Origin of the sequence: Allobosea sp. (assembly GCF_035944895.1) — a bacterium.
Classification (GTDB): domain Bacteria; phylum Pseudomonadota; class Alphaproteobacteria; order Rhizobiales; family Beijerinckiaceae; genus Allobosea.
Genome location: NZ_DASZAT010000004.1, coordinates 17,925 through 41,221, shown reverse-complemented (window position 1 = coordinate 41,221; position 23,297 = coordinate 17,925). Strand labels below are relative to the sequence as shown.

At 67.2% G+C, this 23,297-nt stretch carries 21 protein-coding genes and 1 other annotated feature; of the genes, 10 read left to right on the top strand and 11 right to left on the bottom strand.

Features of this window, described 5'->3' with window-relative positions:
* Positions 1–11: 11 nt before the first annotated feature.
* Positions 12–1,445, top strand: a complete 1,434-nt coding sequence (locus VGV58_RS01710; RefSeq protein WP_326872234.1) for an aldehyde dehydrogenase family protein — start codon at positions 12–14, stop codon at positions 1,443–1,445.
* Between the two features lie 59 nt (positions 1,446–1,504).
* On the opposite strand, the gene gltX is transcribed toward VGV58_RS01710, so the two are convergent.
* Positions 1,505–2,845, bottom strand: a complete 1,341-nt coding sequence (gltX, locus tag VGV58_RS01705; protein WP_326872233.1) for a glutamate--tRNA ligase — start codon at positions 2,843–2,845, stop codon at positions 1,505–1,507.
* Positions 2,846–2,982: 137 nt separating this feature from the next.
* On the opposite strand from gltX, the gene VGV58_RS01700 reads away from it, so the two are divergent.
* Complete coding sequence (locus tag VGV58_RS01700) at positions 2,983–3,762, top strand: peptidoglycan-binding domain-containing protein (RefSeq protein WP_326872232.1); 780 nt, start codon at positions 2,983–2,985, stop codon at positions 3,760–3,762.
* Between the two features lie 98 nt (positions 3,763–3,860).
* Positions 3,861–3,916 (top strand) — a sequence feature (sul1 is cis-regulatory element that is thought to sense ions involved in sulfur or methionine metabolism; They are found in Alphaproteobacteria).
* A gap of 58 nt (positions 3,917–3,974) precedes the next feature.
* Positions 3,975–5,450 carry a SulP family inorganic anion transporter gene (locus tag VGV58_RS01695; protein ID WP_326872231.1) on the top strand — a complete coding sequence of 492 codons (1,476 nt, stop codon included), beginning with the start codon at positions 3,975–3,977 and terminating at the stop codon, positions 5,448–5,450.
* A gap of 21 nt (positions 5,451–5,471) precedes the next feature.
* Here the strand turns inward: VGV58_RS01695 and VGV58_RS01690 are convergent, their stop codons facing one another.
* Both VGV58_RS01690 and VGV58_RS01685 read right to left on the bottom strand, forming a co-directional pair.
* Positions 5,472–7,211: an NAD+ synthase gene (locus VGV58_RS01690; RefSeq protein ID WP_326872230.1), complete on the bottom strand. Its 1,740-nt coding sequence runs from the start codon at positions 7,209–7,211 to the stop codon at positions 5,472–5,474.
* Positions 7,212–7,289: 78 nt separating this feature from the next.
* Positions 7,290–7,583, bottom strand: a complete 294-nt coding sequence (locus tag VGV58_RS01685; protein WP_326872229.1) for a Dabb family protein — start codon at positions 7,581–7,583, stop codon at positions 7,290–7,292.
* Between the two features lie 163 nt (positions 7,584–7,746).
* Between VGV58_RS01685 and VGV58_RS01680 the strand changes: the two genes are divergently transcribed.
* Positions 7,747–8,619 (top strand): outer membrane protein, encoded by an 873-nt coding sequence (locus VGV58_RS01680; RefSeq protein WP_326872228.1) that lies wholly within the window; start codon positions 7,747–7,749, stop codon positions 8,617–8,619.
* Positions 8,620–8,757: 138 nt separating this feature from the next.
* On the opposite strand, the gene VGV58_RS01675 is transcribed toward VGV58_RS01680, so the two are convergent.
* Together VGV58_RS01675 and VGV58_RS01670 are read right to left on the bottom strand one after the other, a co-directional pair.
* Positions 8,758–9,594, bottom strand: a complete 837-nt coding sequence (locus VGV58_RS01675) for a cycloisomerase (protein ID WP_326872227.1) — start codon at positions 9,592–9,594, stop codon at positions 8,758–8,760.
* Positions 9,595–9,706: 112 nt separating this feature from the next.
* Positions 9,707–11,092, bottom strand: coding sequence for a class II 3-deoxy-7-phosphoheptulonate synthase (locus VGV58_RS01670; RefSeq protein ID WP_326872226.1), 1,386 nt, complete (start codon positions 11,090–11,092; stop codon positions 9,707–9,709).
* Positions 11,093–11,349: 257 nt separating this feature from the next.
* Here VGV58_RS01670 and VGV58_RS01665 point away from each other — a divergent pair, with 257 nt between their 5' ends.
* Positions 11,350–11,739, top strand: coding sequence for a RidA family protein (locus tag VGV58_RS01665; protein WP_326872225.1), 390 nt, complete (start codon positions 11,350–11,352; stop codon positions 11,737–11,739).
* A 148-nt stretch (positions 11,740–11,887) separates the two neighbouring features.
* Positions 11,888–12,925: an alpha/beta hydrolase gene (locus tag VGV58_RS01660; RefSeq protein WP_326872224.1), complete on the top strand. Its 1,038-nt coding sequence runs from the start codon at positions 11,888–11,890 to the stop codon at positions 12,923–12,925.
* A gap of 13 nt (positions 12,926–12,938) precedes the next feature.
* Here the strand turns inward: VGV58_RS01660 and VGV58_RS01655 are convergent, their stop codons facing one another.
* A complete protein-coding gene (locus tag VGV58_RS01655; RefSeq protein ID WP_326872223.1) occupies positions 12,939–13,832 on the bottom strand; it encodes a LysR substrate-binding domain-containing protein in 894 nt (297 codons plus the stop codon).
* Between the two features lie 98 nt (positions 13,833–13,930).
* On the opposite strand from VGV58_RS01655, the gene VGV58_RS01650 reads away from it, so the two are divergent.
* Entirely contained in the window at positions 13,931–14,146 is a 216-nt protein-coding gene (locus tag VGV58_RS01650; RefSeq protein WP_326872222.1) for a hypothetical protein, read from the top strand.
* A gap of 93 nt (positions 14,147–14,239) precedes the next feature.
* On the opposite strand, the gene gor is transcribed toward VGV58_RS01650, so the two are convergent.
* Entirely contained in the window at positions 14,240–15,613 is a 1,374-nt protein-coding gene (gor, locus tag VGV58_RS01645; protein WP_326872221.1) for a glutathione-disulfide reductase, read from the bottom strand.
* Complete coding sequence (locus VGV58_RS01640; protein ID WP_326872220.1) at positions 15,606–16,781, bottom strand: O-antigen ligase family protein; 1,176 nt, start codon at positions 16,779–16,781, stop codon at positions 15,606–15,608. Before VGV58_RS01640 ends, gor begins: the two co-directional genes overlap by 8 nt.
* Positions 16,782–17,191: 410 nt before the next feature.
* On the opposite strand from VGV58_RS01640, the gene VGV58_RS01635 reads away from it, so the two are divergent.
* From VGV58_RS01635 to VGV58_RS01625, 3 genes are all read left to right on the top strand, one after another.
* Positions 17,192–18,154, top strand: coding sequence for a Bug family tripartite tricarboxylate transporter substrate binding protein (locus VGV58_RS01635; RefSeq protein WP_414643837.1), 963 nt, complete (start codon positions 17,192–17,194; stop codon positions 18,152–18,154).
* 105 nt (positions 18,155–18,259) lie between these two features.
* Complete coding sequence (locus VGV58_RS01630; RefSeq protein WP_326872219.1) at positions 18,260–18,739, top strand: tripartite tricarboxylate transporter TctB family protein; 480 nt, start codon at positions 18,260–18,262, stop codon at positions 18,737–18,739.
* A 19-nt stretch (positions 18,740–18,758) separates the two neighbouring features.
* Positions 18,759–20,258 (top strand): tripartite tricarboxylate transporter permease, encoded by a 1,500-nt coding sequence (locus VGV58_RS01625; RefSeq protein WP_326872218.1) that lies wholly within the window; start codon positions 18,759–18,761, stop codon positions 20,256–20,258.
* Positions 20,259–20,481: 223 nt separating this feature from the next.
* On the opposite strand, the gene VGV58_RS01620 is transcribed toward VGV58_RS01625, so the two are convergent.
* The 3 genes from VGV58_RS01620 to VGV58_RS01610 all read right to left on the bottom strand — a co-directional run bounded on the left by VGV58_RS01620 (position 20,482) and on the right by VGV58_RS01610 (position 23,288).
* Positions 20,482–20,973, bottom strand: coding sequence for a DUF2059 domain-containing protein (locus VGV58_RS01620; protein WP_326872217.1), 492 nt, complete (start codon positions 20,971–20,973; stop codon positions 20,482–20,484).
* Positions 20,974–21,129: 156 nt separating this feature from the next.
* On the bottom strand, positions 21,130–21,840 hold the full coding sequence (rpiA, locus tag VGV58_RS01615) for a ribose-5-phosphate isomerase RpiA (RefSeq protein ID WP_326872216.1): 711 nt from the start codon (positions 21,838–21,840) through the stop codon (positions 21,130–21,132).
* Positions 21,837–23,288, bottom strand: a complete 1,452-nt coding sequence (locus VGV58_RS01610) for an NAD-dependent succinate-semialdehyde dehydrogenase (protein WP_326872215.1) — start codon at positions 23,286–23,288, stop codon at positions 21,837–21,839. The genes rpiA and VGV58_RS01610 overlap by 4 nt, the downstream gene beginning before the upstream one ends.
* Positions 23,289–23,297 lie beyond the last annotated feature (9 nt).

Here is a 23,297-nt window from a genome sequence, read left to right as displayed (position 1 = left end):
AGGAGAAGCCGATGTCCCATGCCCTGCAATTCTACATCGATGGCGCCTGGGTCGATCCCGCCGGCGGGCTGAAGACGCTGGACGTGATCGATCCCTCGACCGAGGAGGCGTTCGCCCAGATCGCGCTCGGCAGCCAGGCGGATGTCGACAAGGCCGTGGCGGCGGCGCGCGCCGCCTTCCCCGCCTTCGCCGCGACCTCCAAGGAAGAGCGCCTGGCGCTGATGCGCCGCCTGCTCGAGGCCTACAAGGCCCGCTACGCGGAGGTGGCCGATACCTTGTCACGCGAGATGGGCGCGCCGAAGGAGCTCGCCCACCGGGCGCAGGCCGGAATGGGCACGGCGCATCTCTCCAAGATGATCGAGACGCTGGAGAATTTCGAGTTCGAAGAGCTGCGCGGCTCGACCCTGATCTCGAAGGAAGCGATCGGCGTCGTCGGCATGATCACGCCGTGGAACTGGCCGATCAACCAGATCATGTGCAAGGTCGCGCCCGCGCTCGCCGCCGGCTGCACTATGGTGCTGAAGCCCTCCGAGATCGCCCCGCTCAACGCCATCATCTTCGCCGAGGCGATGCACGAGGCCGGCGTGCCCAAGGGCGTGTTCAACCTCGTCAACGGCGATGGGCCGACAGTCGGCGAGGCTATCGCCCGCCATCCCGGCGTCGACATGGTCTCCTTCACCGGCTCGACCCGCGCCGGCATCCTCGTCGCCAAGGCGGCGGCCGACACGGTCAAGCGCGTCCATCAGGAACTCGGCGGCAAGTCGGCCAACATCCTGCTCGATGACGTCGATCTGAAGAAGGCGGTGAAGCTCGGCGTCGAGAGCGTGATGCGCAATTCCGGCCAGTCCTGCAACGCACCGACCCGGATGTTCGTGCCGGCCCAATTGCATGAGGACGCGCTCGCCATCGCCAAGGCCACCGCCGAGCCGCTCAAGGTCGGTGCGCCCTCGGCGGAGAGTGTCTTCCTCGGCCCCGTCGTCAGCGAGATCCAGTACGACAAGATCCAGCGCCTGATCGAGAGCGGCGTCAAGGAAGGCGCGACGCTGGTCACCGGCGGCCCCGGCCGGCCGGAGGACCTCAACCGCGGCTACTATGTCCGGCCGACCATCTTCGGCGGCGTCACCGACGAGATGACGATCGCCCGGGAAGAGATCTTCGGCCCGGTACTCTCGATCCTGCCCTATGAGAGCGAGGCGGAGGTGATCGCGCGGGCGAACGATACGCCCTATGGGCTGGCGTCCTACATCCAGTCCGGCTCGCTGGAGCGGGCGCGCAAGGTCGCGGCGCAGATGCGTTCCGGCAATGTCTACATCAACTACCCGGCCTGGGACGCCGGCGCGCCCTTCGGCGGCTACAAGCAGTCCGGCAACGGCCGCGAATACGCCGATTTTGGCCTCGAGGAGTTCCTCGAGATCAAGGGCACGGTCGGCTACGCCGCCGCCTGACCCCGCCGTTCAAAGTGTGCGCCGCCGGTCATCCCGGCGGCGCGTTTTTTCTTCGAGAGTTACGCTGCTTCGCCAGCGAGCCGCTTCAGCGCCTTCTCGCGCCCGATCAGCGGCAGCAGCGCCGCCAGCTCCGGACCATGGTCGAGGCCGGTCAGGGCCTGGCGCAGTGGCATGAACAGCGCCTTGCCCTTGGCGCCCGTTTCAGCAGCCACGGCCTGCGTCCAGCTCTTCCAGGTCGTCTGATCGAACGGCTCGGCCGGCAATAGCGCTGCCGCAGCCGCTGCGAATGATGCGTCAGCAATGTGCGTCTCGATCGGCCCCTCGACGATCTTCCACCAGTCACTCGCGCCGGATAACCGCGCGAGATTGCCGCGCACGGCGAGCCAGAACGGCTCGCTGGCCGGGATGCCGAGCTCTTTCAGCCGCTCCTCGACAGTGGCGAAGTCGAGCTGGTGCAGGGTGCGGGCGGAGAGCGTCTCCAGCTCGTGCTCGTCGAACTTGGCCGGCGCGCGCGAGACATGGGCGAGATCGACCAGCCCGGCGAGCTCGTCGAGGCTCGATACCGGCCGGACCGCATCGGAGGAGCCGGTGAGCACGGCGAGCGCCGCGACCGCCAGCGATTCGATGCCGGATTCGCGCAGGCCCCTGAGCGAGAGATGGCCGAGGCGCTTCGACAGCCCTTCGCCGCTCGCGGTGGTCAGGAGGTTGTGGTGGCCGAAGGTCGGCAGCGTCCCCCCCAGCGCCTGCATGATCTGGATCTGCACGGCAGTGTTAGTGACGTGGTCCTCGCCGCGGATGACATGGGTGATCCCGACGTCGAGATCGTCGACGACAGAAGGCAGCGTGTAGGGATAGGTGCCGTCCTCGCGCACCAGCACAGGGTCGGAGAGCGAGGCGCAGTCGACATGCGAGGGGCCGCGGACGAGATCGTCCCAGCCGACCTCCTCCCAGTCGAGCAGGAAGCGCCAATGCGGTTTGCGGCCTTCGGCTTCGAGTTTGGCGCGCTCCTCGGCCGTCAGCTTCAAGCCGGCGCGGTCATAGACCGGTGGCAGGCCCCGGGCGAGCTGGCGCTTGCGCTTGCGGTCGAGCTCGTCGGCGCTCTCATAGCAGGGGTAGAGCCGGCCAGCAGCGCGCAGCTTGTCGGCCGCGGTATCGTAGAGCGCGATCCGCTCCGACTGCTTGATGCTGGCATCGGGGATGACGCCGAGCCAGGCGAGATCCTCCGCGATCGCCTCGGCGAATTCCGGCTTTGAGCGCGCCTGGTCGGTGTCGTCATAGCGCAGCAGGAAGCGCCCGACATGGCGCTTGGCAAAGAGCCAGTTGAACATCAGCGAGCGGGCGTTGCCGATGTGCAGATAGCCGGTCGGCGACGGGGCGGTGCGGACGAAGGGAGTGGTCATGACCGGCCGCTTGTCGCGCGGGACGCGCCCGAGGGCAAGGGCATCGCAAATGCTTGACCAAAGGAGATCGACAAGCGCCCAGATTGACGCAAGGGTAGCGTGCGAAGGCGACGGGCTACCTGCGCAGGGAGGCGAGGATGAGCATCACGGGTTCGGTCGGGCTCGGCGGCAAGAACGTGGCTGCCGACGTCCGCCTGGTTCAGGCGACGATCAATCCGCATGTCGCCGCGCTCGGCGTCGCCCTGCTCGATGTCGACGGCGATTGCGGACCGCTGACGAGGGGCGCGATCAAGCGCTACCAGCAGGTCTTCCTCAAGATGCCGAGCCCGGATTCGCGTGTCGATCCGGGCGGCGCGACCCTGCTGCACATGGCCAACAATCCGGCGCCCGCCGGCGTCGTGGTCAGCGCCTCGCGCCTGCCGGTGAAGCTCAAGGCCGGCGATTTCCTGCAGGTGCCGGTGGTGATCGACCCGGCCGACGGCACGGTGCAGGACGCCTATACCGCCTTCGAATACGAGATCTTCGACAAGGGCGCCCGCCTGGTCGGCACCGACTATGCTTTCGGCGCGCCCAATGACATCGAGGTCTGGCCGAATGCGCAGGTCCGGATCGGCGTGACCTTGGATGCAGGCCTGCTGGCGCATGAGCAATTCCACTACGATGTCGGCTTCGTCGTCTGCCGCGCCTTGGCGCACCAACTCACCATCGCCCGCGCTCCGACGATCGGCGGGCTGATCACCCAGCTCAACAGCCTTGTCGACCTGCACATCAAGCGCCGCGTCAAGCTGATCCAGCGCCGCTACGACATCGACACCCAGCATGGCGCCAATGCCAAGTACCAGCGCGTCTGGCTCGACCGGATGACGGCCTGCATCGCCAATCCAGCGGCCAACCAGATCGGCGGCTTCTGGCTGTAAGGCGGAGAGACAGCCGCCGGGCGGGGCGCTGCCATTCCCGAGGCGCGGGCGCGGAATGTTGCATCGCAGCGCGGCATCGCGCTAGTGAGAGGTACTCGATCGGACCCGGTGAAACTCCGGGTGGCTCTTCCGGCCGCCAATCCGCCGGACCACGCAATGACTGACTGATCGGCCCGCTTCCGGCGGGCACAGGTCCCTTGCGGATTTTTCTCATGACACAGCATTCCGCCTACTATCGGCAATGGTTCGCCAATATCCGCGGCGATCTTCTATCCGGCATCGTCGTCGCGCTCGCGCTGATCCCGGAGGCGATCGGCTTTTCGGTCATCGCCGGCGTCGATCCCAAGGTCGGGCTCTATGCCTCGTTCGCCATCGCCTGCGTTTCGGCCTTCCTCGGCGGCCGGCCGGGCATGATCTCGGCCGCGACCGCCGCCACTGCGGTGCTGATGGTGACGCTCGTCAAGCAGCACGGGCTGCAATACCTCTTCGCCGCGACCGTCCTGATGGGCGTGCTGCAGCTCGCCGCGGGAGCGCTCAGGCTCGGGCGGCTGATGAATTTCGTCTCGCGCTCGGTCATCACCGGCTTCGTCAACGCGCTCGCCATCCTGATCTTCATGGCGCAGCTGCCGGAGCTGATCGGCGTGCCCGGCATCACCTATGCGATGATCGCTGCCGGGCTCGCGATCATCTACCTCTTCCCCTATCTGACGAAGGCGATCCCCTCGCCGCTGGTCGCGATCGGCGTGCTGACTCTCGTCGCCTGGTGGGCCGGGCTCGATCTGCGCCGGGTCGGCGATCTCGGCGAACTGCCGGCGACGCTGCCGGTGCTCGCGCTGCCGCAGGTACCGCTGACGCTCGAGACGCTCAAGATCATCTTCCCCTATTCGCTGGCGCTCGCCGCCGTCGGGCTGCTCGAATCGCTGCTCACTGCGCAGATCGTCGACGACATGACCGAGACGGGCAGCGACAAGAATCGCGAATGCTACGGCCAGGGCGCAAGCAACATCGCCTCGGCGCTGATCGGCGGCATGGGCGGCTGCGCGATGATCGGCCAGTCGGTGATCAATGTCTCCTCGGGCGGGCGCGGGCGGCTATCGACCTTCGTCGCCGGTGCCTTCCTGCTCTTCCTCATCCTGGTGCTCGACGATCTCGTCCGCATCATCCCGATGGCGGCGCTGGTCGCGGTGATGATCATGGTCTCGATCGGCACCTTCTCCTGGCGCTCGATCCTCGATCTGCGCCGCAATCCGCTGCCGTCCTCGATTGTCATGCTGGCGACCGTCGTCACCACGGTGGCGACGCATGACCTCGCCAAGGGCGTCATCGTCGGCGTGCTGCTTTCGGGCGTCTTCTTTGCCGGAAAGGTCGCGAGGCTGATCCATGTCGAGAGGACCGGCAACGAATGGGAGCCGACCTACACCGTGCGCGGGCAGGTCTTCTTCGCCTCCAGCGAAAGCTTCCTGCGCGGCTTTGCCTTCGAGGAGATGCCGAGCCGGGTGGTGATCGATGTCAGCCACGCCCATTTCTGGGACATCACTGCGATCGGCGCGCTCGACAAGGCCGTGCTGCGCTTCCGCAAGGCCGGGGCCGAGGTGGTGGTAACCGGGCTCAACGAGGCGAGCGCGACCATGGTCGACCGGTTCGGCCGGCACGACAAGGATGAGATCGGCGCCGTCTCATCCCACTGAGGCGGGCCGGTCCAGCAAGGTTCAGAAGTCGAAGCTCTCAGCCCCGGCCTTGCCGACCCCCTTGACCAGTGACCGATCCGGCTCATGCGCCGGCTCGCCGGGGTCGCGGAAGCGGTTGACGATCGGGTAGCGCCGGTCGCGGCCGAAGTTCTTGCGGGTGACCTTGACGCCCGGCGCCGCCTGCCGGCGCTTGTACTCGGCGAGATAGAGCAGCCGCTCGACCTTCTGCACCGTCTCCAGGTCATGGCCGCGGGCGACGATGTCGGAGAGGCGCATCTCGTGCTCGATCAGGCAGGCGAGGATGTCGTCGAGCACGTCATAGGGCGGCAGCGAGTCCTGGTCCTTCTGGTTCTCGCGCAGTTCCGCCGACGGCGGCTTGACGATGATGTTCTCAGGGATGACCTCGCCGTCCGGCCCGAGCGCGCCGGCCGGCTTCCAGCGATTGCGCAGAGCAGAGAGCCGGAAGACCTCGGTCTTGTAGAGGTCCTTGATCGGGTTGTAGCCGCCATTCATGTCGCCATAGAGCGTGGCGTAGCCGCAGGACATCTCCGACTTGTTGCCGGTCGTCACCACCATCGGCCCGAACTTGTTCGAGATCGACATCAGGAGCGTGCCGCGCACGCGGCTCTGCAGGTTCTCCTCGGTAATGCCGCGATTGGTGCCGGCGAAGAGCTCGGCCAAAGCGTGCTCGAAGCCCTCGACCGGCTCGGCGATCGGGACGATCTCATAGCGCACGCCGAGCGCGTCGGCGCATGTCTTGGCGTCGTCGAGGCTCTCCTGCGAGGTGAAGCGATAGGGCATCATCACGCAGCGCACGCGCTCCGAGCCGAGCGCATCGACCGCCATGGCGGCGCAGATCGCGGAATCGATGCCGCCGGAGAGGCCGAGCACGACGCCGGGAAAACGGTTCTTCTCGACATAGTCGCGCAGGCCGAGCACACAGGCGGCGTAGTCGGCCTCATCGCCTGCCTCGACCAGAGCAACCTCGCCCGGCAGGCAGCGCCAGCCATCCGGCCCGCGCTCCCAATCCGTGATGCGGACGGCTTCCCGGAAGGCCGGCAATTGATGGGCGAAGCTGCGGTCGGCGTTGAGGACGAAGGAGGCGCCTTCGAAGACGAGCTCGTCCTGGCCGCCGAGCTGGTTGAGATAGACCATCGGCAGGCCGCTCTCGACGACGCGGGCGACGGCGACATTGAGCCGCTCCTCGATCACGCCGCGACGGAAGGGCGAGCCGTTCGGCACCAGCAGGATCTCGCCGCCGGTCTCGGCGATGCACTCGACGACTTCCTCGCCCCAGATATCCTCGCAGATCGGAATGCCCAGGCGGACATGGTTGCGAAAGACGACCGGGCCGGGCAGCGGCCCGGGCTCGAACACGCGCTTCTCGTCGAAGACGCCGTAATTGGGCAGGTCGACCTTGAAGCGCACCGACTGGATCAGGCCGCCATCGAGCAGCGCATAGGCGTTGTAGAGCTTGCCGTCCTCGAGCCAGGGCAGTCCCACGAGCACGGCCGGGCCGCCATCGGCGGTCTCGCGAGCGAGGTCCTCGCAGGCCTTGCGGCAGGCATCCTGGAAGGCCGGCTTCAGCACCAGGTCCTCCGGCGGATAGGCCGAGAGGAAGAGCTCGGGGAACATCACGAGCTCGGCGCCGCCGGCAGCCGCCTCGCGGCGGGCTGCGCGCACCTTCTCGGCATTGCCGGCGACGTCGCCGACGATCGGGTTGAGCTGGGCGAGCGCCAGGCGAAGAGAGGTCGCGGTCATGATCTGGATGTAGCTTGCGGCCGGCGCGCCAGCAACGGGCCGGCGTCCTGCCCGCCCCTGCGTTTTCGCAAGGTCAGATCAGCTCAGCGCCGAGCGGAAATCGGCCGACCAGCGCAATTCGCGCAAGGGGCGCACCGCCTGCGTCGTCTCGTCATAGAGCGGATGGGCTTTCCAGGCGGCAAGCGCGGCCTCGTCGGCGAACTCGCCGTAGACGACGATATCGGCGGCATCGCCGATCGGATCGATCCTGGCGTTGGCCGCAACCTCGAAGGCGAGCGCATGCGGGATTTCGCCCAATCGGCCCAGCAGGCGCCTGGTCCTGTCGAGGTCCTCGGTCTGCTTGACCGTGAAGAACACGATGTGCCGGATCATCCGACCTCCTCCGGCTGCCCTGCCCGGCCTTCGACGCGGGGGATCTCTTTCAGAAGCGGGCGGGATCGGCAACCGCATTAACCCGACATTAGGGTTAACCGGGCATGAATCGTCTCCGGGCCGCTGCAACCGCTGCTTCGGCCGCTGCTCGGAGAGACACGCGATGCGTGCTGCATCAATCGCCGCCCTCGCCCCCGTCGTCGCCATGGCCTGCACGCTGGTGCTGCCGCAGGCGGCTCTGGGCGCCGATTACCTCCGGGGCTCGCAGATCGAGCAACCGGCGGAGGCGCCGCCGATGTTCGGCGGTGGGCGCTTCGACTGGTCCGGCTTCTATTTCGGCGGTGGCGCGGGCGTGAGCGAGACCAAGTTCAAGCCAGGCGAAGGCCTGCGCGCCCTGGCGAATTCCGCCTTCCGCAACACCGATCTCGTCGCCGAACGCGACATGGGGTCGTTCATCAACGACCTGCCGGACAAGCGCGACAGCGGTACGCAGTTCTTCGGCATCGCCGGCTACAATTATCTCTTCGACGATGTCGTCCTTGGTATCGAGGCCGACTACACCCGCTCGGGGCACGAATACCGGGTGACCGACTACATCGCCCGGCGCAGCACCATGTCGAGCGGCCGCGTCTATGATTGGGCGATGGCGACCAATCAGGCGGCCAAGCTCAACGACTATGCCACCCTACGCCTGCGCATGGGCTGGGCCTATGGCCGGATCATGCCTTTCGCCACCATCGGCGCGGCGCTCGGCCGCTTCAACACGACCTCGACGATCGATGCGGACATCGCGATTGTCAACAATCCCGACCAGGCGAACGAAACCCGCACGCGTGGCGCGGGCTACCCGCTGCGCGTCGGCAACGTCAAGAACAACACCTACGCCTTTGGCCTTTCCGGCGGCGTCGGCGTCGACTGGGCCCTGACCGACAACCTGTTCCTGCGGGCAGAGTATCAGATCATCCGCTTCGCCGAGGTCGAGGGCACGACGACGACGGTCAACACCGGCCGCGTCGCCGCCGCGCTGAAGTTCTGATCCGCGCTCCGGATCAGAGCCGGATGATTTCAGTTGGAATCGCCGGGCGATGCCAACTGAAATCTGAATCCGTCTCTCATCAAAGAGTTAGCGCAGGATCATAGCGAAAAACCGGTTCCCACTTTTTCGCATCCTGCTCTAGCGCTCGAAGCGCTGACCGATCAGCTCGGTCTTCGCACGGCTGATCATCCACAGCGTCTCCGCGCCGCCACTGCGATCCCAGGCGATGCCCTGGCCCTCGCCCTCGATCGGATAGGTCGCGACCAGCTCCAGCACCGAGCCCATTTTCGGCAGGCGCAGGGCGTAGACTTCCTTGTGGTCATGGCCGGTGGCGTAGAGCAGCCCGTCCCTGCCCCAGCTGCCGCCCGACATGCTCATCGGCTCGGCGCGCTTGATCACGGCAGCGGGGAACGTCCAGCCCTGGACCGGCTTCCAGGCCTCGTCGAACTTCACCAGCGTCGTCCAGTAGGAGTTGCCGTAGGGCTGCTGGCTCTGGCCGAAGACGCGGCTGTAATTGGCGAAGACGCCCCACCAGGCACCGTCATGCTTGTCGAGCCAGGTCAGCGAGCCCAGCAGGATGCCGAAGCTGTGCGAGCCGACATGTTCGAGCGTCTGGGCGTCCCAGATCTCGACCGAGCTCGTCATCGGCGAGGCCGGATAGTTGGAATGGGCGGCGTAGAGCTTGCCGTCGACCACCGCGCCGCTGTCGAGATGGATGATCGGGCCGTCCTCGGCCCCTTTCCATTCCTTGACCAGCGCGCCAGTGGTCTTGTCGTGCTTGGCGATGGCGCGGTCGGTGATCGCGTAGACATGGCCGGCATCGACCGCAGCCGCCTGACGGGCGGAGGGTGCCTTGAAGCGCGCGATCTCGACGAAGCGGCCACTCGGAGCCGCAGGCTTCTTCGCGACGTCCTGCGCGAGCACAGGAACCGCAACAAGACAGGCGACGAGCGCCGCCGCAATCTTGAGATTCATCACCGTCTCCCCGCGCCTCGTCGGCTTCAGCCGCTCTCGGCGTCGACCATGGGAGGCGGGGGCTAGGTGGTCAAGGTGACGGGCCAACGACGCCGGCCCGTCACCCTATCGTTCACTCCGCCGCTTCGACCTCCGGCCGGGTGCGGCCGGCCCGCTCGCGCTTGACCAGCTCGGCGACGAGGAAGGCCAGCTCCAGCGCCTGCTCGGCATTGAGGCGCGGATCGCAGACCGTGTGGTAGCGGTCGTTGAGATCGGCGTCGGTCATGCCGCGGGCGCCGCCAGTGCACTCGGTGACGTTCTTGCCGGTCATCTCGAGATGCAGGCCGCCGGCATGCGTGCCTTCCGCCTGATGCACGGCGAAGAAGTTCTTCACCTCGGTCAGGATCAGGTCGAACGGCCGGGTCTTGTAGCCGCTAGCCGCCTTGACGGTGTTGCCGTGCATCGGATCGCAGGACCAGACGACATTGCGCCCTTCCCGCTTAGTGGCGCGCACCAGAGCCGGCAGATGGTCGAAGACCTTGTCGGCGCCGAAGCGGCCGATCAGGACGAGGCGGCCGGCCTGGTTCTGCGGATCGAGCGCGTCGATCAGCTTGAGCAGTTCGTCCGGCTTGAGGGACGGGCCGCATTTCAGGCCGATCGGGTTCTTGATGCCGCGGAAGTACTCGACATGGGCGTGGTCGAGCTGGCGAGTACGATCACCGATCCAGACCATGTGGCCGGAGGTGGCGTACCAGTCGCCCGTGGTCGAGTCCGTGCGCGTCATCGCCTGCTCATAGCCGAGCAGCAGCGCCTCGTGGCTGGTGTAGAAATCCGTCGTCCGCATCTCGGGATGCGTCTCGGGATCGACACCGATGGCGCGCATGAAGTCGAGCGACTCGGTGATGCGGTCGCCCAGCTCCTGATAGCGATGCGACTGCGGGCTGTCCTTGACGAAGCCGAGCATCCAGCGATGCGCGTTGTCGAGATTGGCGTAGCCGCCGGTCGCGAAGGCGCGGATCAGGTTGAGCGTCGCCGCCGACTGCCTGTAGGCCTCGAGCTGCCGGCGCGGGTCGGGAATGCGCGACTCCGCCGTGAACTCGTTGTCGTTGATGATGTCGCCCTTGTAGCTCGGCAATTCGACATCGCCGATCTTCTCGTTCGGCGCCGAGCGCGGCTTGGCGAACTGGCCGGCGATGCGGCCGACCTTCACCACCGGCGAGCCACCGGCGAAGGTCAGCACCACCGCCATCTGCAGGAACAGCCGGAAGAAGTCGCGAATGTTGTCGGCCGAATGCTCGGCGAAGCTCTCGGCGCAGTCGCCACCCTGGAGCAGGAAGGCCTCGCCGGCGGCGACCTTGCTCAACGCCCGTTTGAGCTTGCGCGCCTCGCCCGCAAAAACCAGCGGCGGAAAGCCGGCGAGCTGCTGCTCAACCGCCTTCAAGGCTGCCTGATCCGGATATTCCGGCATCTGCTGGACGGGCTTTGCCCTCCAGCTCTCGGGCGTCCACCGCTCGGACATGGGTCTTTGCTCCTGATTTCACGCATCGCGCCTGCGTTAACCTCATCTTGGCGCGAAGGGCGGCCTATACACCCGCAGATGGCCTCTGGCCACCGTTACGGCAAGGACGACATGCCGCGCCTCTCGCCGCGACGCGAAAGGACGAATCAAATCAGGCAGTTGGCGCGCCCTTCTGTCGTCCCGATTCAAGTCCCTCAGAGGCCGATTCAACAGGTTCGGATCCCGATTCAACCCGATCCGCCAGAACAGGACGCACCATGCCCAAGCGCATCGTTTCTTCCGACCGGGTCTACAAGAGCCGCCTGCCCTTCGCCCAGGCGACGATCGCCGGCGATTTCATGTTCGTCTGCTGCGTCGGCGCGGATCTGCAGGGAAAATACGCGACCGGCGACGCCAGGGCGCAGACGCAGCAATGCATCGACAACATCAAGGCCCTGCTCGAGGAGGCAGGAGCGGGCCTGAAGGACATCGTGAAGTGCACGGTCTACGTCACCGACCGGGCCTATTGGGAGCCGATGAACGAGGTCTATTTCGCGAACTTCGCCGAAGAGCCGCCGCACCGCGTCTCCTGCATCGTCAACGGGCTGGGCTCACCCGACTGCCTCGTCGAGATCGACGCCACCGCCTATCTCGGCAAGGAAGGCTGAGGCACAGCACGATTTGATGCTCCGCTTGCATCAATCTCCCCGGCATTTGCATTTCACACCTGCCCGCAAACACCATTGTCTCCCTCGCGCGGCGCGGCCGAAGATGGCCGCGCAACCAACAACGCCGGTCGCGGCGACGGGAGGAACCATGAGACGTCACGTTCTGGCGGCCGCTTTCGGCCTGGCCTGCAGCTTGGGTGCGGCACAGGCCCAGCAAGCGCAGGAGCCGATCACGCTGCGCGGCATGGGCTCCTTCCATGTCGGCGGCAAGCTGGTCGAGATATCCGGCCGGCCGGTGAAGGACGTGGTGTTCACGCCAGGCGGCACGCCCGCCCGCGTCGACCCGAACGGCACCTACCAGACCGGCCAGATGTATGTGCAGTACTTCCTGCCGCAGAACGAGCGCGGCTCCGCCCCGCTGCTGCTCTGGCATGGCGGCGGCATGACCGGCGTCAATTACGAGTCGACACCGGACGGCCGCCAGGGCTGGCTCGAATTCTTCCTGCGCAAGGGCTGGTCGGTCTATAATTCCGACGCCGTCGAGCGCGGGCGCTCGAGCTGGGCGATGTATCCGGACGTCATCCCCGGCGAGCCGCTATTCCTGACCACGGCGAACCCGTTCGAGCGCTTCCGCATCGGCGCAGGCGGCGGCTACGACGCCGACCCGGCCAAGCGCAAATACCTGCCGGGCAGCCAATTCCCAGCCGAGGGCTACGACAATTTCGTCAAGCAGATCGTGCCGCGCTGGACCTCGACCGACCAGATGATCATCGACGCCTACATCGCCGAGGTCGACAAGGTCTGCCCCTGCGTGATTTCGTTCCACAGCCAGTCCGGCCAGTTCGGCTTCAAGGTGGCGCAGGCACGGCCTGACAAGGTCAAGGCGCTGATTGCGGTCGAGCCCGCCGGCATCGGCGATCCGGCCAAGGCGGCGGCGCTGAAGGACATCCCCGTCCTGATGGTCTTCGGTGACTATATCGAGCAGGACGCGCGCTGGCCGACGATCCGCAAGACCGCGACGGATTTCGGCGACAAGATCACCGCAGCCGGCGGCTCGGTCGATGTCGTCAACCTGCCCGCCATCGGCATCAAGGGCAATTCGCACATGCTGATGATGGACAAGAACAATCTCGCCGTCGCGCAGGTGATCCAGGACTGGCTGGCGAAGAAGGGGCTCTACAAATAGGCCCCCCGCAGCCTCAGCCGTCCCGCGCTTCCTTGAGCAGCCAGTCGCGGAACAGGCGGATCTTGCGGGAACTGCGCCGCCGCGCCGGATAGGTGAGCCAGTAATCCTGTCCGTCGCGCAGCATCACGTCGAAAGGCTGGACCAGCACGCCCTGGTTCAGCTCGCGCCGGAAGAAGGCCGGTTGCGCCATCACCGCGCCATTGCCGGCCAGGGCGGCGGTGACCTCGTATTGCTGGACGACGAGATCGATCCGGGGTTCATTGGGCAGGCTGGCTGAAGAGATCCCTGCCGCGGCGAACCAACTGGCCCAGGATTTCGGGCAGCCGAAGCGCGGCACCGTCAGCAGGTCCGACGGCTCGGGGGCGCGGCCAAGGTGCCGGAACAGCCCCGGACCGCAGAGCGGGCTGTACTCGTTGGTCATCAGCCAATGCGCCTCCAGGCCCGGCCATTGCCCGCCGCCGCGCCGGATGACGACGTCGCAATCATCCGCCTCGAGTTCGGCCGGAGCCGCCCGCGGGACGAGCCGGATGGCGAGGCTGGGATTGGCGCATTGGAACAGGCCCAGCCGCGGCGCCAGCCAGTTCGAGGCGAGCGTCGGCATCGCCTGGATCGAGAGCACGCCTTCCGCCGTCTCGGTGACGGCGGCAAAGGCGCCGCGCAGCCCGTCAAAGGCATCGGTCACCGAGATGGCGAGGCGCTCGCCCGCCTCGGTCAGGACGACGCGGCGGGCCTGGCGCTGGAACAGCGCCAGGCCGAGCCGCTCCTCGAGCAGCTTGATCTGATAGCTCACCGCAGCCTGCGTCATGCCGAGCTCGGCCGCGGCGCGGGTGAAGCTGCCATGGCGCGCCGCCGCCTCGAAGGCCCTGACCGCGCTGAGCGGCGGCAGGCCGGTCACCATGTCATTCATCAGCTGGCCTTATGCGTCAGATGAGAAAACCGGTTTGTCCGCAGAACTGATCGGCAGCATCCCTGTGCGCAATCGAAAGCCACCCCGGGAGCCGCATCATGTCGGCCGAAGTTAGCAGAAATACCGGATATGTCAGCCTTGCGCCGGCGCTGCGCGCGGTTCTCGCTCGCATTCGCCAGTTCCAGCGCAATCGCCTGGTCGCCCTCGACGACCGCCTCGATCAGGAGGGGCTGAGCCCTCACATGGCGCGCGACGTCGGGCTCAGTGATGCAAGCCTGATTTATGACAGAAGCCGCGCCGATCGCGAGGCCTGAAACTCGCCTGAAATCTCAAAGCCCACATCCCGAGGAGCCACGGAAGCGGCGTCTCGAAGGATTGAGGGCTTCGGAGTGTTTGCGAACGAGCCGTCAGAGCGCGCTCTTGCGCGGCGTGCGCATGGTGACGAGCTCCTCGGCCGCACTCGGATGCAAAGCGATGGTGCGGTCGAAATCGGCCTTGGTCGCGCCCATGGTGACGGCGATGGCGACCGACTGGACGATCTCGCCGGCATCGTGGCCGAGGATGTGGACGCCGATCACCTTGTCGGTCTGTGCATCGACCACGAGCTTCATGTAGATGCGCTCGTCCCGGCCAGAGATCGTCGCCTTCATCGGCCGGAAGCCCGCCTCGAAGATGCGCAGCTCACGGCCCGTCGCGAGCGCCTGCTGCTCGGTGAGCCCGACGCTGCCGAGCTCCGGCGTGGTGAACACGGCGGAGGCGACGAGCGCGTGATCGACCGTCCACGGCTTGCCGCCGAAGGTCGAGTCGGCGAAGGCGTGACCTTCGCGGATCGCGACCGGAGTCAGGTTGACGCGATCGGTGACGTCGCCGACCGCGGCGATCGACGGGACATTGGAGAGCGAGGCGGCGTCGACCAGGACCTGGCCAGCCGGGCCGAGCTTGACGCCCACGGCTTCGAGGCCGAGCCCGGCCGTGTTCGGTCGGCGGCCGGTCGCGACCAGCACGACATCGGCGTCGATCGGCGCACCATGGGCGCAATGCGCCCGGCGCGTGCCGTCCGGCAGCAATTCGATGCGGTTCACGGTGCAGCCGAGGCGCAGGCTGATCCCGGCATGGCCGAGCGCATCGCGCAGGCGGGTGCGCAGATCCTCGTCGAAGCCGCGCAGGACATTGTCGCCGCGATGCAGCAGCGTGACGGCAACGCCGAGCCGGGCGAAGACGCTGGCGAATTCGAGCGCAATATAGCCGCCACCGATGACGAGCATGCGCTTGGGCAGGCTCGGCAGATGGAAGACCTCGTTCGAGGAGATGCCGAGCTCGCCGCCGGGGATCGGCGGATCAAAGGCGGGATGGCCGCCGGTCGCGACCAGGATATGCCGGGCGCGGATGGTCTCACCGCTCTTCTGCAGCCTGACCTCATGCGGCCCGGTGACGACGGCGCGCTCCTCGCGGATCTGGACGCCGGCGCCGTCGAGGCCCTTGCGATAAAGGCCCGAGAGACGCGTCACCTCATTGGCGACGGCATCGCGCAGAGTCGGCCAGTCGAACTCCGACTTGCCGACGCTCCAGCCGAAGCCGGCGGCATCCTCGAACTCGTCGGCGAAGCGGCTGGCGTAGACGAAGAGCTTCTTGGGCACGCAGCCGCGGATGACGCAGGTGCCGCCGATGCGGTCTTCCTCGGCGATCATCACACGGGCGCCATGGCCGGCGGCGATGCGGGCGGCGCGCGTGCCACCCGAACCCGCTCCGATGACGAAGAGATCGACGTCGAACTCAGCCATGATCATCCCCCTGCCGCGAGGCGGCATCTATCCCAAACCAGAGAATGGCGGCGCCGAGCGCGGCGATCCACCAGCCCTGCCAGGCCCCATGCCCGACAACGGCGATAGAGAAGGCCGCTGTGAACAGGGCCAAGCGTGGCGCCAGTTCAGCGGCGGGCAGGCGCCGAAGTCGCGCGAGCAACAACAGGCCAGCGAGCGTCAGCAGCCCAGCGCCGATCACGCCAGTCTCGGCCCAGGCCTGCAGCGGCATGTCATGCGGATGGCCGACCCCCAGCAACTCCCGCTCCGCAGCAGGAACCTCTGCCGCGACGGGGTGGGCACGCATGATGGCGGAGGTGCCGAAGCCGGCGCCGGCGACCGGGCGGACCCGCACCACCTCGCCGAAGCTCTGCCAGATATCGATGCGCGCCTGCCCGGTCATGGTGCTGAAGCGGTCGAGGATCACGGAAGGCAGCCAGCGCTGTGCCGTCACGCCCAGCACGGGGGCCAGTGCCATGGTGGTGACGAAGGCGAGTGCAGCCGCCGTCAGCGCCAGGCGCGGGGCGAGCGCAGCACAGGCCCAGCACAGCACCAGGACCGCAAGGCCGAGCCGCACCGAGGCGCTTTCGGAGCGGACGGCGAAGACCGCGACCACGAGGGTGAGCAGCACGGCCAGCAGCCGGTCAATCCGCGGAGCGCCCGGTCGCGACCAAAGTCCAAGGACCGTCGGCACCGCGAGGAGGAAACAGGTGATCGCCGGGCGATTGAAGACGAAGGCCATCATCTTGCCGGTGCCCAGCGCGGCACGCTGCGAGAGGCCCGAGGCGAGCTCGATCATCGAGAGGATGGCCGCAGCGATGATCATCAGGGCGAGCGCGCGCAGGAGCAGCGGCGTCGGCCGCCACTGCCCCGAGGCCGCGATCGCCAGCGCGAACACGACCGGCAAGATCAATTCCGCCCAGGCCTGCAGGGACACGGAAGCCTTGTTGCTCCAGCCGATCGAGACCAGCGCCCAGGCGAGGAATGCGGCGATCGCCAGCGCCAGGGGCGTGGCCAACAGAGCGCGCAGGCGCGCAAGGGCTGCCGTGGCCGGCTCGGCCAGCAGCCCCGCCCCCAGGAAAGCGGCGGCGGCAAGGCCCAGCATCAGCGGGGCCGAGCGGTTCGCCAGCCACATGACGAGCGGCAGCAAGACCAGGCAGACCGCGCCGGCAATGCGAAGGGTCCGAACCGCCGCGAGCTCGCCCGCTCGCGCAGGCGGAGCATTCGAGGCAGTCGAACTGGCTGGCGGAGAGATCTGGCTCATGCGCTGCGGCTTACGCGATGCGGGAAGTGTCGCCTAGAGGCTGAAGGGCAGCCGGACATGACGTGGACGAGATCCTCCGAGCCCGCCCCGAGCCGTTCCAGCTCCATCAGGACCTACGACCTTCGGCGACCTTACCAGCCGCCTCTCGTCGAATTTTCCTGCGTGCACAGGCCCCTGAAGCGAAACATCTTGACTTGTGATTATGCAATCAGGCGCAATTGATCCGCGGTCTGATGCGATGCCACAGGGCGAGCGTCGACAATCGGCGTGCGAAGCGCGCCATTCGGGAGGTAACAATGCTCACGTCCTTCTTCAAGCGCGGGGCCGTGGCCGCCGTCGCCCTCGCCGGCCTCACCACGGCCGCCTTCGCCCAGATGGAATTGAAGATCATGGCCCCGGCCGCGCCCGGCGGCGGCTGGGACGGCACGGCGCGCTCGATGCAGCAGGCCCTGATGGCCGCGGGCATCTCGAAGAGCGTCCAGGTCAACAACGTCACCGGCGCGGGCGGCACGATCGGCCTTGCCCAGCTGATCGGCGCCAAGGGCGACGGCCACCAGCTCATGGTCAACGGCTTCGTCATGGTCGGCGCCATCCTGCTCAACAAGTCGCCGGTGAATCTGACCCAGGTAACGCCGATCGCGCGCCTGACCGCCGAAGCCGAGGTCATCGTCGTCCCGACCGATTCCCCGCTGAAGTCGGCCAAGGACCTCGCCGAGCGCCTCAAGGCCGACCCGGCCAAGGTGACCTGGGCCGGCGGTTCGGCCGGCGGCACCGACCACATCCTGGCGGCCCTGTTCGCCCAGGCCGTCGGCGCCGACGCCAAGAAGATCAACTACATCCCGTTCTCGGGCGGCGGCGAGGCGCTGGCCGCGATGCTCGGCGGGCGCGTCACCGCCGGCGTCTCCGGCTATGGCGAGTTCGAGGGCCAGATCAAGGCCGGCAAGCTGCGCGTGCTCGCGGTCTCCTCGGCCAAGCGCCTCGAGAACGCGCCGGATGCGCCGACGCTGAAAGAGCAGGGCATCGATCTCGAGCTGCTGAACTGGCGCTCGGTCGTGGCGCCTCCGGGCCTGTCGGCCGACCAGACCAAGGCGCTGATCGAAGCCACCGAGAAGATGGTCAAGTCGAAGGAATGGCAGGAGATTCTCAAGGCTCGCGGCTGGGACGATTCCTTCCTCGCCGGCGCCGCCTTCGACAGCTTCCTGAAGGAAGAGATCGCCCGCGTCTCCAAGGTCATGACCGAGGTCGGCCTGGTCAAGTGAGCCAGCCACGGCACAGCTGATTGCGGGGCCGGGAAACCGGCCCCCTTTTTACCTCTCGTTACCCCTCCCCGGCTCCAGGCGCGCCGGGCAACGACGGATCACCCGATGAGCCAGCAGCCTCTCGCGCACCGACCGGACAAGCCGGCCCTCCTGGTCGGCGTGCTGCTGCTCGCCGTCGCGGCGATCGTCGGCCATGACGCCTCGAACCAGACGATCACCTCGAACTACGGCCTCGGGCCGACGGCGATGCCCTATGTGATCTGCGGAGGGCTCGTCCTTCTCGGGCTGGCGCATCTGTTCGTCGCCTTCCGCGAGGGGCTGCCCAAGCCGGAAGCCGCCGACAAGGGCGCGCTGCTCTGGATCGCCGCGGGCCTCGTCGGGTTGATCGCCTCGATCGGCCTCGGCGGCGGCTTCGTGCTGGCGACCATGCTGATCTTCGCCTGCACCGCCCGCGGCTTCGGCCGCCGTGCCTTCCTCGTCGATGCGGCCATCGGCTTCGTGCTCGGGCTCATCATCTTCCTGGTCTTCGCCAAGCTCCTGACGCTGATCCTGCCGTCAGGGCCGTTCGAGCAGCTCTTCCTCTGACGCCGAAGGCGGGTAAACCATGGACACTCTCCTCTCCCTGCTGAACGGCTTCTCGGTCGCTCTCGCGCCCTCCAAGCTGCTGTTCTGCCTGGTCGGCGTCTTCCTCGGCACTGCTGTCGGCGTGCTGCCCGGCATCGGTCCGGCGCTGACCGTCGCGCTGCTGCTGCCGGTCACCTTCAAGCTCGACCCCGCCGGCTCGCTGATCATGTTCGCCGGCATCTACTACGGCGGCATGTATGGCGGCTCGACCACGGCGATCCTGCTCAACGCCCCGGGCGAGAGCGCCTCGCTCGCAACGGCACTCGAAGGCTCGAAGATGGCCAAGGCCGGCCGCGGCGGCCCGGCGCTGGCGACGGCGGCGATCGGCTCCTTCGTCGCCGGCCTGATCGCCACGATCGGCCTCGCCTTCCTGGCGCCATGGCTGGTCGAGGTCGCGGTCAAGTTCGGGCCGTGGGACTATTTCGCCCTGATGATCGTCGCCTTCGTCACGGTGTCGGCGACCTTCGGCGACTCGCCCTTGCGTGGCCTGACCAGCCTGTTCCTCGGCATCACGCTCGGCCTGGTCGGCATCGACAAGCTGACCGGCCAGGCGCGCCTGACCTTCGGCGTGCCCGAACTGCTGAACGGCATCGAGGTGACGACGCTTGCCGTCGGCCTGTTCGCGGTGGGCGAAGCCTTCTACGTCGCCTCCAAGCGCTTCCGCGAACCTGAGGAGATCATTCCGATCAAGGGCTCGCTCTGGATGAGCAAGGAGGACTGGAAGCGCTCCTGGGCGCCCTGGCTGCGCGGCACCGCCTTCGGCTTCCCGATCGGCGCCCTGCCGGCCGGCGGCGCCGAGGTGCCGACCTTCCTGAGCTACTCGACCGAAAAGAAGCTCTGCAAATATCCGGAGGAGTTCGGCAAGGGCGCGATCGAGGGTGTCGCCGGGCCTGAGGCCGCCAACAACGCCTCGGCCGCCGGCACGCTGGTGCCGCTCCTGACGCTCGGCCTGCCCACCTCGGCGACAGCCGCGATCATGCTCGCCGGCTTCCAGCAATACGGGCTCAATCCCGGCCCGCTGCTCTTCGCCGAGAAGCCCGACCTGGTCTGGGGCCTGATCGCCTCGCTCTTCGTCGCCAACGTCCTGCTGGTGATCCTGAACCTGCCGCTGATCGGGCTGTGGGTGAAGCTGCTCGCCGTGCCGCAGCCCTGGCTCTATGCCGGCATCCTGGTCTTCGCGACCATGGGCACGCTCGCGGTCAACGGCTCGCCGGTCGAGCTCACGATGCTCTTCGCCTTCGGCTATCTCGGCTATCTGATGCGGCGCTACGACTATCCGGTCGCGCCGATGGTGGTCGGGCTGATCCTCGGGCCGATGGCGGAACAGCAATTGCGCCGCGCCCTGCAGATCAGCCTGGGCGACCCGATGATCCTGCTGGAGAACCCGATCTCGGCTACCCTGCTCGGCATCGCCTTCATCGCCCTCGTCGCGCCCTTCGTGATGAAGGGGCTGAACAAGTTCAAGGCGGCGGAGGACTAGGAGCGGCGCTCACCTGCCTGAGACAAGGAAGGCCGCCGGTTGAACCGGCGGCCTTTTTTTGTTTCCCGATGCCCCCAACCTTCGCCATTCCGGCCGCAGCGAAGCGGAGCGCCGGAATGGCGGTGTGGTTTTGATTGCATGTCCCTTGGAAACGCCGTCGCGCACGAAAAAAGGCCGCCGGTTCTGCCGGCGGCCTTGCTCTTGGATCGCAGGAGCCAGTCGCTCAGAGCTGGTGGCCGCGCTTGCGCATCTCGGCGCCGAACAGGTCGAAGAGCCGGTTGCTGGTCGCCATGCTCCAAGGCTCCATCAGCGCGTAAATCTCGCTGAGCGCCTGCGTGCGATAGGAATTGTAGCGCTGGCCGACCGGCGAGTTGAAGAAGGCAGCGATCTCCTTGAGATCGGCTTCCGTCATCTTGTTGGCGAAGATCCGGGCGGAGGAGTCGACCATCTCGTCGCGCCGCAAATCCGACTCCGCCTTGAGCGCGGTGAGGACCTCTTCCATGTCCTTCTTAAGCTCGGGACGAGTCGCATAGGTCTGCCGAATGCCGCCGACGAACTCGCCATAGATCGACTCGATCGTCTGCGACAGGCCGGAGGCCATCACGACCTCGCGGGCGGCCTTGATGTGCTCCGGCGTCGGCGCCTGCTGCGCCAGCGCGGGCACAGCGAACAACGCCAACGACAGAAGCGCGCCTGCCAGGCTGTGACGGATCATGCGGTTACCCCTTCGTCGATCGCGCGCCAGGCGGCGATGTCCATCTGTTCCGGTGCGGCAACGACCCTGACCGGCGCAGCCGCCGGCCGCTCTTAGAGCATGTTCCGCAAAAGGGGAAACCACTTTTGCGGAGAAAGCATGCCGCTCGACAAGCGCTCAGCGACGTTCCGCAGCCGGATCGCCGAGGACACGCACGCCGTCCCCGCCCGCGAGGAAAGCCGCCGTAGCGAGGCCGAGGAAGAGGCCATGCTCGACAACGCCGGGAACCTGGTTCAGCGCCAATGCCAGCACCTCCGGAACCTCGATCCGGCCTAGATGCGCGTCGAGGATGTAATGGCCGCCATCAGTCAGCAGCGCCGAACCATCGGAGCTCTTGCGCAGCTTGAGCTCGCCACTCGCCCCCGACGCCGCGATTGCGGCCGCGACGGCCCGGCGCGTCGCCTCCAGGCCGAAGGGCACGACCTCGATCGGCAGCGGGAAGCGGCCGAGCGTCTCGACCTGCTTGCCGGTGTCGGCGATCACGATCATGCGCCTGGAGGCCGCAGCGACAATCTTCTCGCGCAGCAGCGCGGCGCCGCCGCCCTTGATCAGCCGCAGAGCGCTGTCGAGCTCGTCGGCACCGTCGATGGTGAGGTCGAGCTCAGGCGTCTCGTCGAGCGTCGACATCGGAATCGAGAGGCTCAGCGCCTGCGCCTGCGTCGCTTCCGAGGTCGCGACGCAGATCACCTTGAGCCCGGCCGCGACCTTGGCGCCGAGACCGTCGACGAAGTGCTTCGCCGTGGAGCCGGTACCGAGCCCGAGTCGCATGCCCGGCCGCACCAGCTCCAGTGCCGCCAGCGCAGCCGCCTTCTTCAGGTCCTCGCTCACGCGCCGAGCCCGCCCATGAGCATGTACTTGATCTCGACGAACTCCTCGATGCCGTGGAGGGAGCCCTCGCGGCCGAGGCCGGATTCCTTGACGCCGCCGAAAGGCGCGACCTCGGTGCCGAGAATGGCCGAGTTGATGCCGACCATGCCGTATTCGAGCTCCTCGGCGACGCGGAAGGCGCGGCCGAGATCCTTCGTGTAGAAATAGGCGGCGAGGCCGAAGGGCGTGTCGTTCGCCATCGCCACGACCTCGTCCTCGCTCTTGAAGCGATAGACCGGCGCGATCGGCCCGAAGGTCTCCTCGCGCGTCACCAGCATCTTGGTGGTGACGCCGGCGAGCACGGTCGGCTCGTAGAAGGTGCGCCCGAGCGCATGGCGCTGGCCACCGACCATCACCTTGGCGCCGTTGGCGACCGCATCGGCGACATGGCGCTCGACCTTCTCGATCGCGCGCTCGTTGATCAACGGGCCCTGCACGACGCCGACCTCGACGCCGTTGCCGACCTTCATCTTCGCGACCTCGCCGGCGAATTTCGCGACGAAGTCGTCATGGATGCCGTCCTGGACGAAGAGCCGGTTGGTGCAGACGCAGGTCTGGCCCATATTGCGGAACTTGGCGATGATCGCGCCCTCGACCGCCTTGTCGAGATCGGCGTCGTCGAAGACGATGAAGGGCGCATTGCCGCCGAGCTCGAGCCCGACCTTCTTCACCGTCGTGGCCGCCTGCTGCATCAGCAGCTTGCCGACCGGGGTCGAGCCGGTGAAACCGATGAAGCGCACCGCCGGATGGGAGGTCATCACGCCGCCGATCGCAACCGCATCGCCGGTGACGATGTTGATCACGCCCTTGGGGAAGCCGGCCTGCTCGGCGAGCGCGACCAGCGCCAGCGCGGTCAGCGGCGTGTCGGGCGCCGGCTTGACCACGAAGGTACAGCCCGCGGCCAGGCCCGGCGCGCATTTGCGGGTGATCATCGCCGCCGGGAAGTTCCAGGGCGTGATCGCGGCGCAGACGCCGACCGGCTGCTTGGCGACGATGATACGCGAATTCGGGAAGGGCGAGGGAATGGTCTCGCCATAGATGCGCTTGGCTTCCTCGGCGTAGAACTCGACGAAGGAGGCGGCATAGGCGACCTCGCCTCTAGCCTCGGCCAGCGGCTTGCCCTGCTCGGCCGTCATGATCTGCGCCAGGTCTTCCTGGTTCGCCATGATCAGCTCGAACCATTTGCGCAGGATGACCGAGCGCTCCTTGGCCGACTTCTTCGCCCAGGGCTTGAAGGCGCGCGAGGCGGCCTCGACTGCGGCAGTGGTCTCGTCAGCGCCGAAGCGCGGCACCTTGGCGAGGACCTCGCCGGTCGCGGGGTTGTCGACCGCATCGACGCCCTCGCCGATCCAGGCGCCGTCGACATGGCACTGCGAGCGCAGCAGCGAGGGATCCTTGAGCGCAAGCATGCGAGCCTC

Coding starts and splice junctions, on each gene's coding strand:
- VGV58_RS01710 (WP_326872234.1), top strand. CDS start 12: ATGTCCCATGCCCTGCAATTCTACATCGATGGCGCCTGGGTCGATCCC.
- gltX (WP_326872233.1), bottom strand. CDS start 2,845: ATGACCACTCCCTTCGTCCGCACCGCCCCGTCGCCGACCGGCTATCTG.
- VGV58_RS01700 (WP_326872232.1), top strand. CDS start 2,983: ATGAGCATCACGGGTTCGGTCGGGCTCGGCGGCAAGAACGTGGCTGCC.
- VGV58_RS01695 (WP_326872231.1), top strand. CDS start 3,975: ATGACACAGCATTCCGCCTACTATCGGCAATGGTTCGCCAATATCCGC.
- VGV58_RS01690 (WP_326872230.1), bottom strand. CDS start 7,211: ATGACCGCGACCTCTCTTCGCCTGGCGCTCGCCCAGCTCAACCCGATC.
- VGV58_RS01685 (WP_326872229.1), bottom strand. CDS start 7,583: ATGATCCGGCACATCGTGTTCTTCACGGTCAAGCAGACCGAGGACCTC.
- VGV58_RS01680 (WP_326872228.1), top strand. CDS start 7,747: ATGCGTGCTGCATCAATCGCCGCCCTCGCCCCCGTCGTCGCCATGGCC.
- VGV58_RS01675 (WP_326872227.1), bottom strand. CDS start 9,594: ATGAATCTCAAGATTGCGGCGGCGCTCGTCGCCTGTCTTGTTGCGGTT.
- VGV58_RS01670 (WP_326872226.1), bottom strand. CDS start 11,092: ATGTCCGAGCGGTGGACGCCCGAGAGCTGGAGGGCAAAGCCCGTCCAG.
- VGV58_RS01665 (WP_326872225.1), top strand. CDS start 11,350: ATGCCCAAGCGCATCGTTTCTTCCGACCGGGTCTACAAGAGCCGCCTG.
- VGV58_RS01660 (WP_326872224.1), top strand. CDS start 11,888: ATGAGACGTCACGTTCTGGCGGCCGCTTTCGGCCTGGCCTGCAGCTTG.
- VGV58_RS01655 (WP_326872223.1), bottom strand. CDS start 13,832: ATGAATGACATGGTGACCGGCCTGCCGCCGCTCAGCGCGGTCAGGGCC.
- VGV58_RS01650 (WP_326872222.1), top strand. CDS start 13,931: ATGTCGGCCGAAGTTAGCAGAAATACCGGATATGTCAGCCTTGCGCCG.
- gor (WP_326872221.1), bottom strand. CDS start 15,613: ATGGCTGAGTTCGACGTCGATCTCTTCGTCATCGGAGCGGGTTCGGGT.
- VGV58_RS01635 (WP_414643837.1), top strand. CDS start 17,192: ATGCTCACGTCCTTCTTCAAGCGCGGGGCCGTGGCCGCCGTCGCCCTC.
- VGV58_RS01630 (WP_326872219.1), top strand. CDS start 18,260: ATGAGCCAGCAGCCTCTCGCGCACCGACCGGACAAGCCGGCCCTCCTG.
- VGV58_RS01625 (WP_326872218.1), top strand. CDS start 18,759: ATGGACACTCTCCTCTCCCTGCTGAACGGCTTCTCGGTCGCTCTCGCG.
- VGV58_RS01620 (WP_326872217.1), bottom strand. CDS start 20,973: ATGATCCGTCACAGCCTGGCAGGCGCGCTTCTGTCGTTGGCGTTGTTC.
- VGV58_RS01610 (WP_326872215.1), bottom strand. CDS start 23,288: ATGCTTGCGCTCAAGGATCCCTCGCTGCTGCGCTCGCAGTGCCATGTC.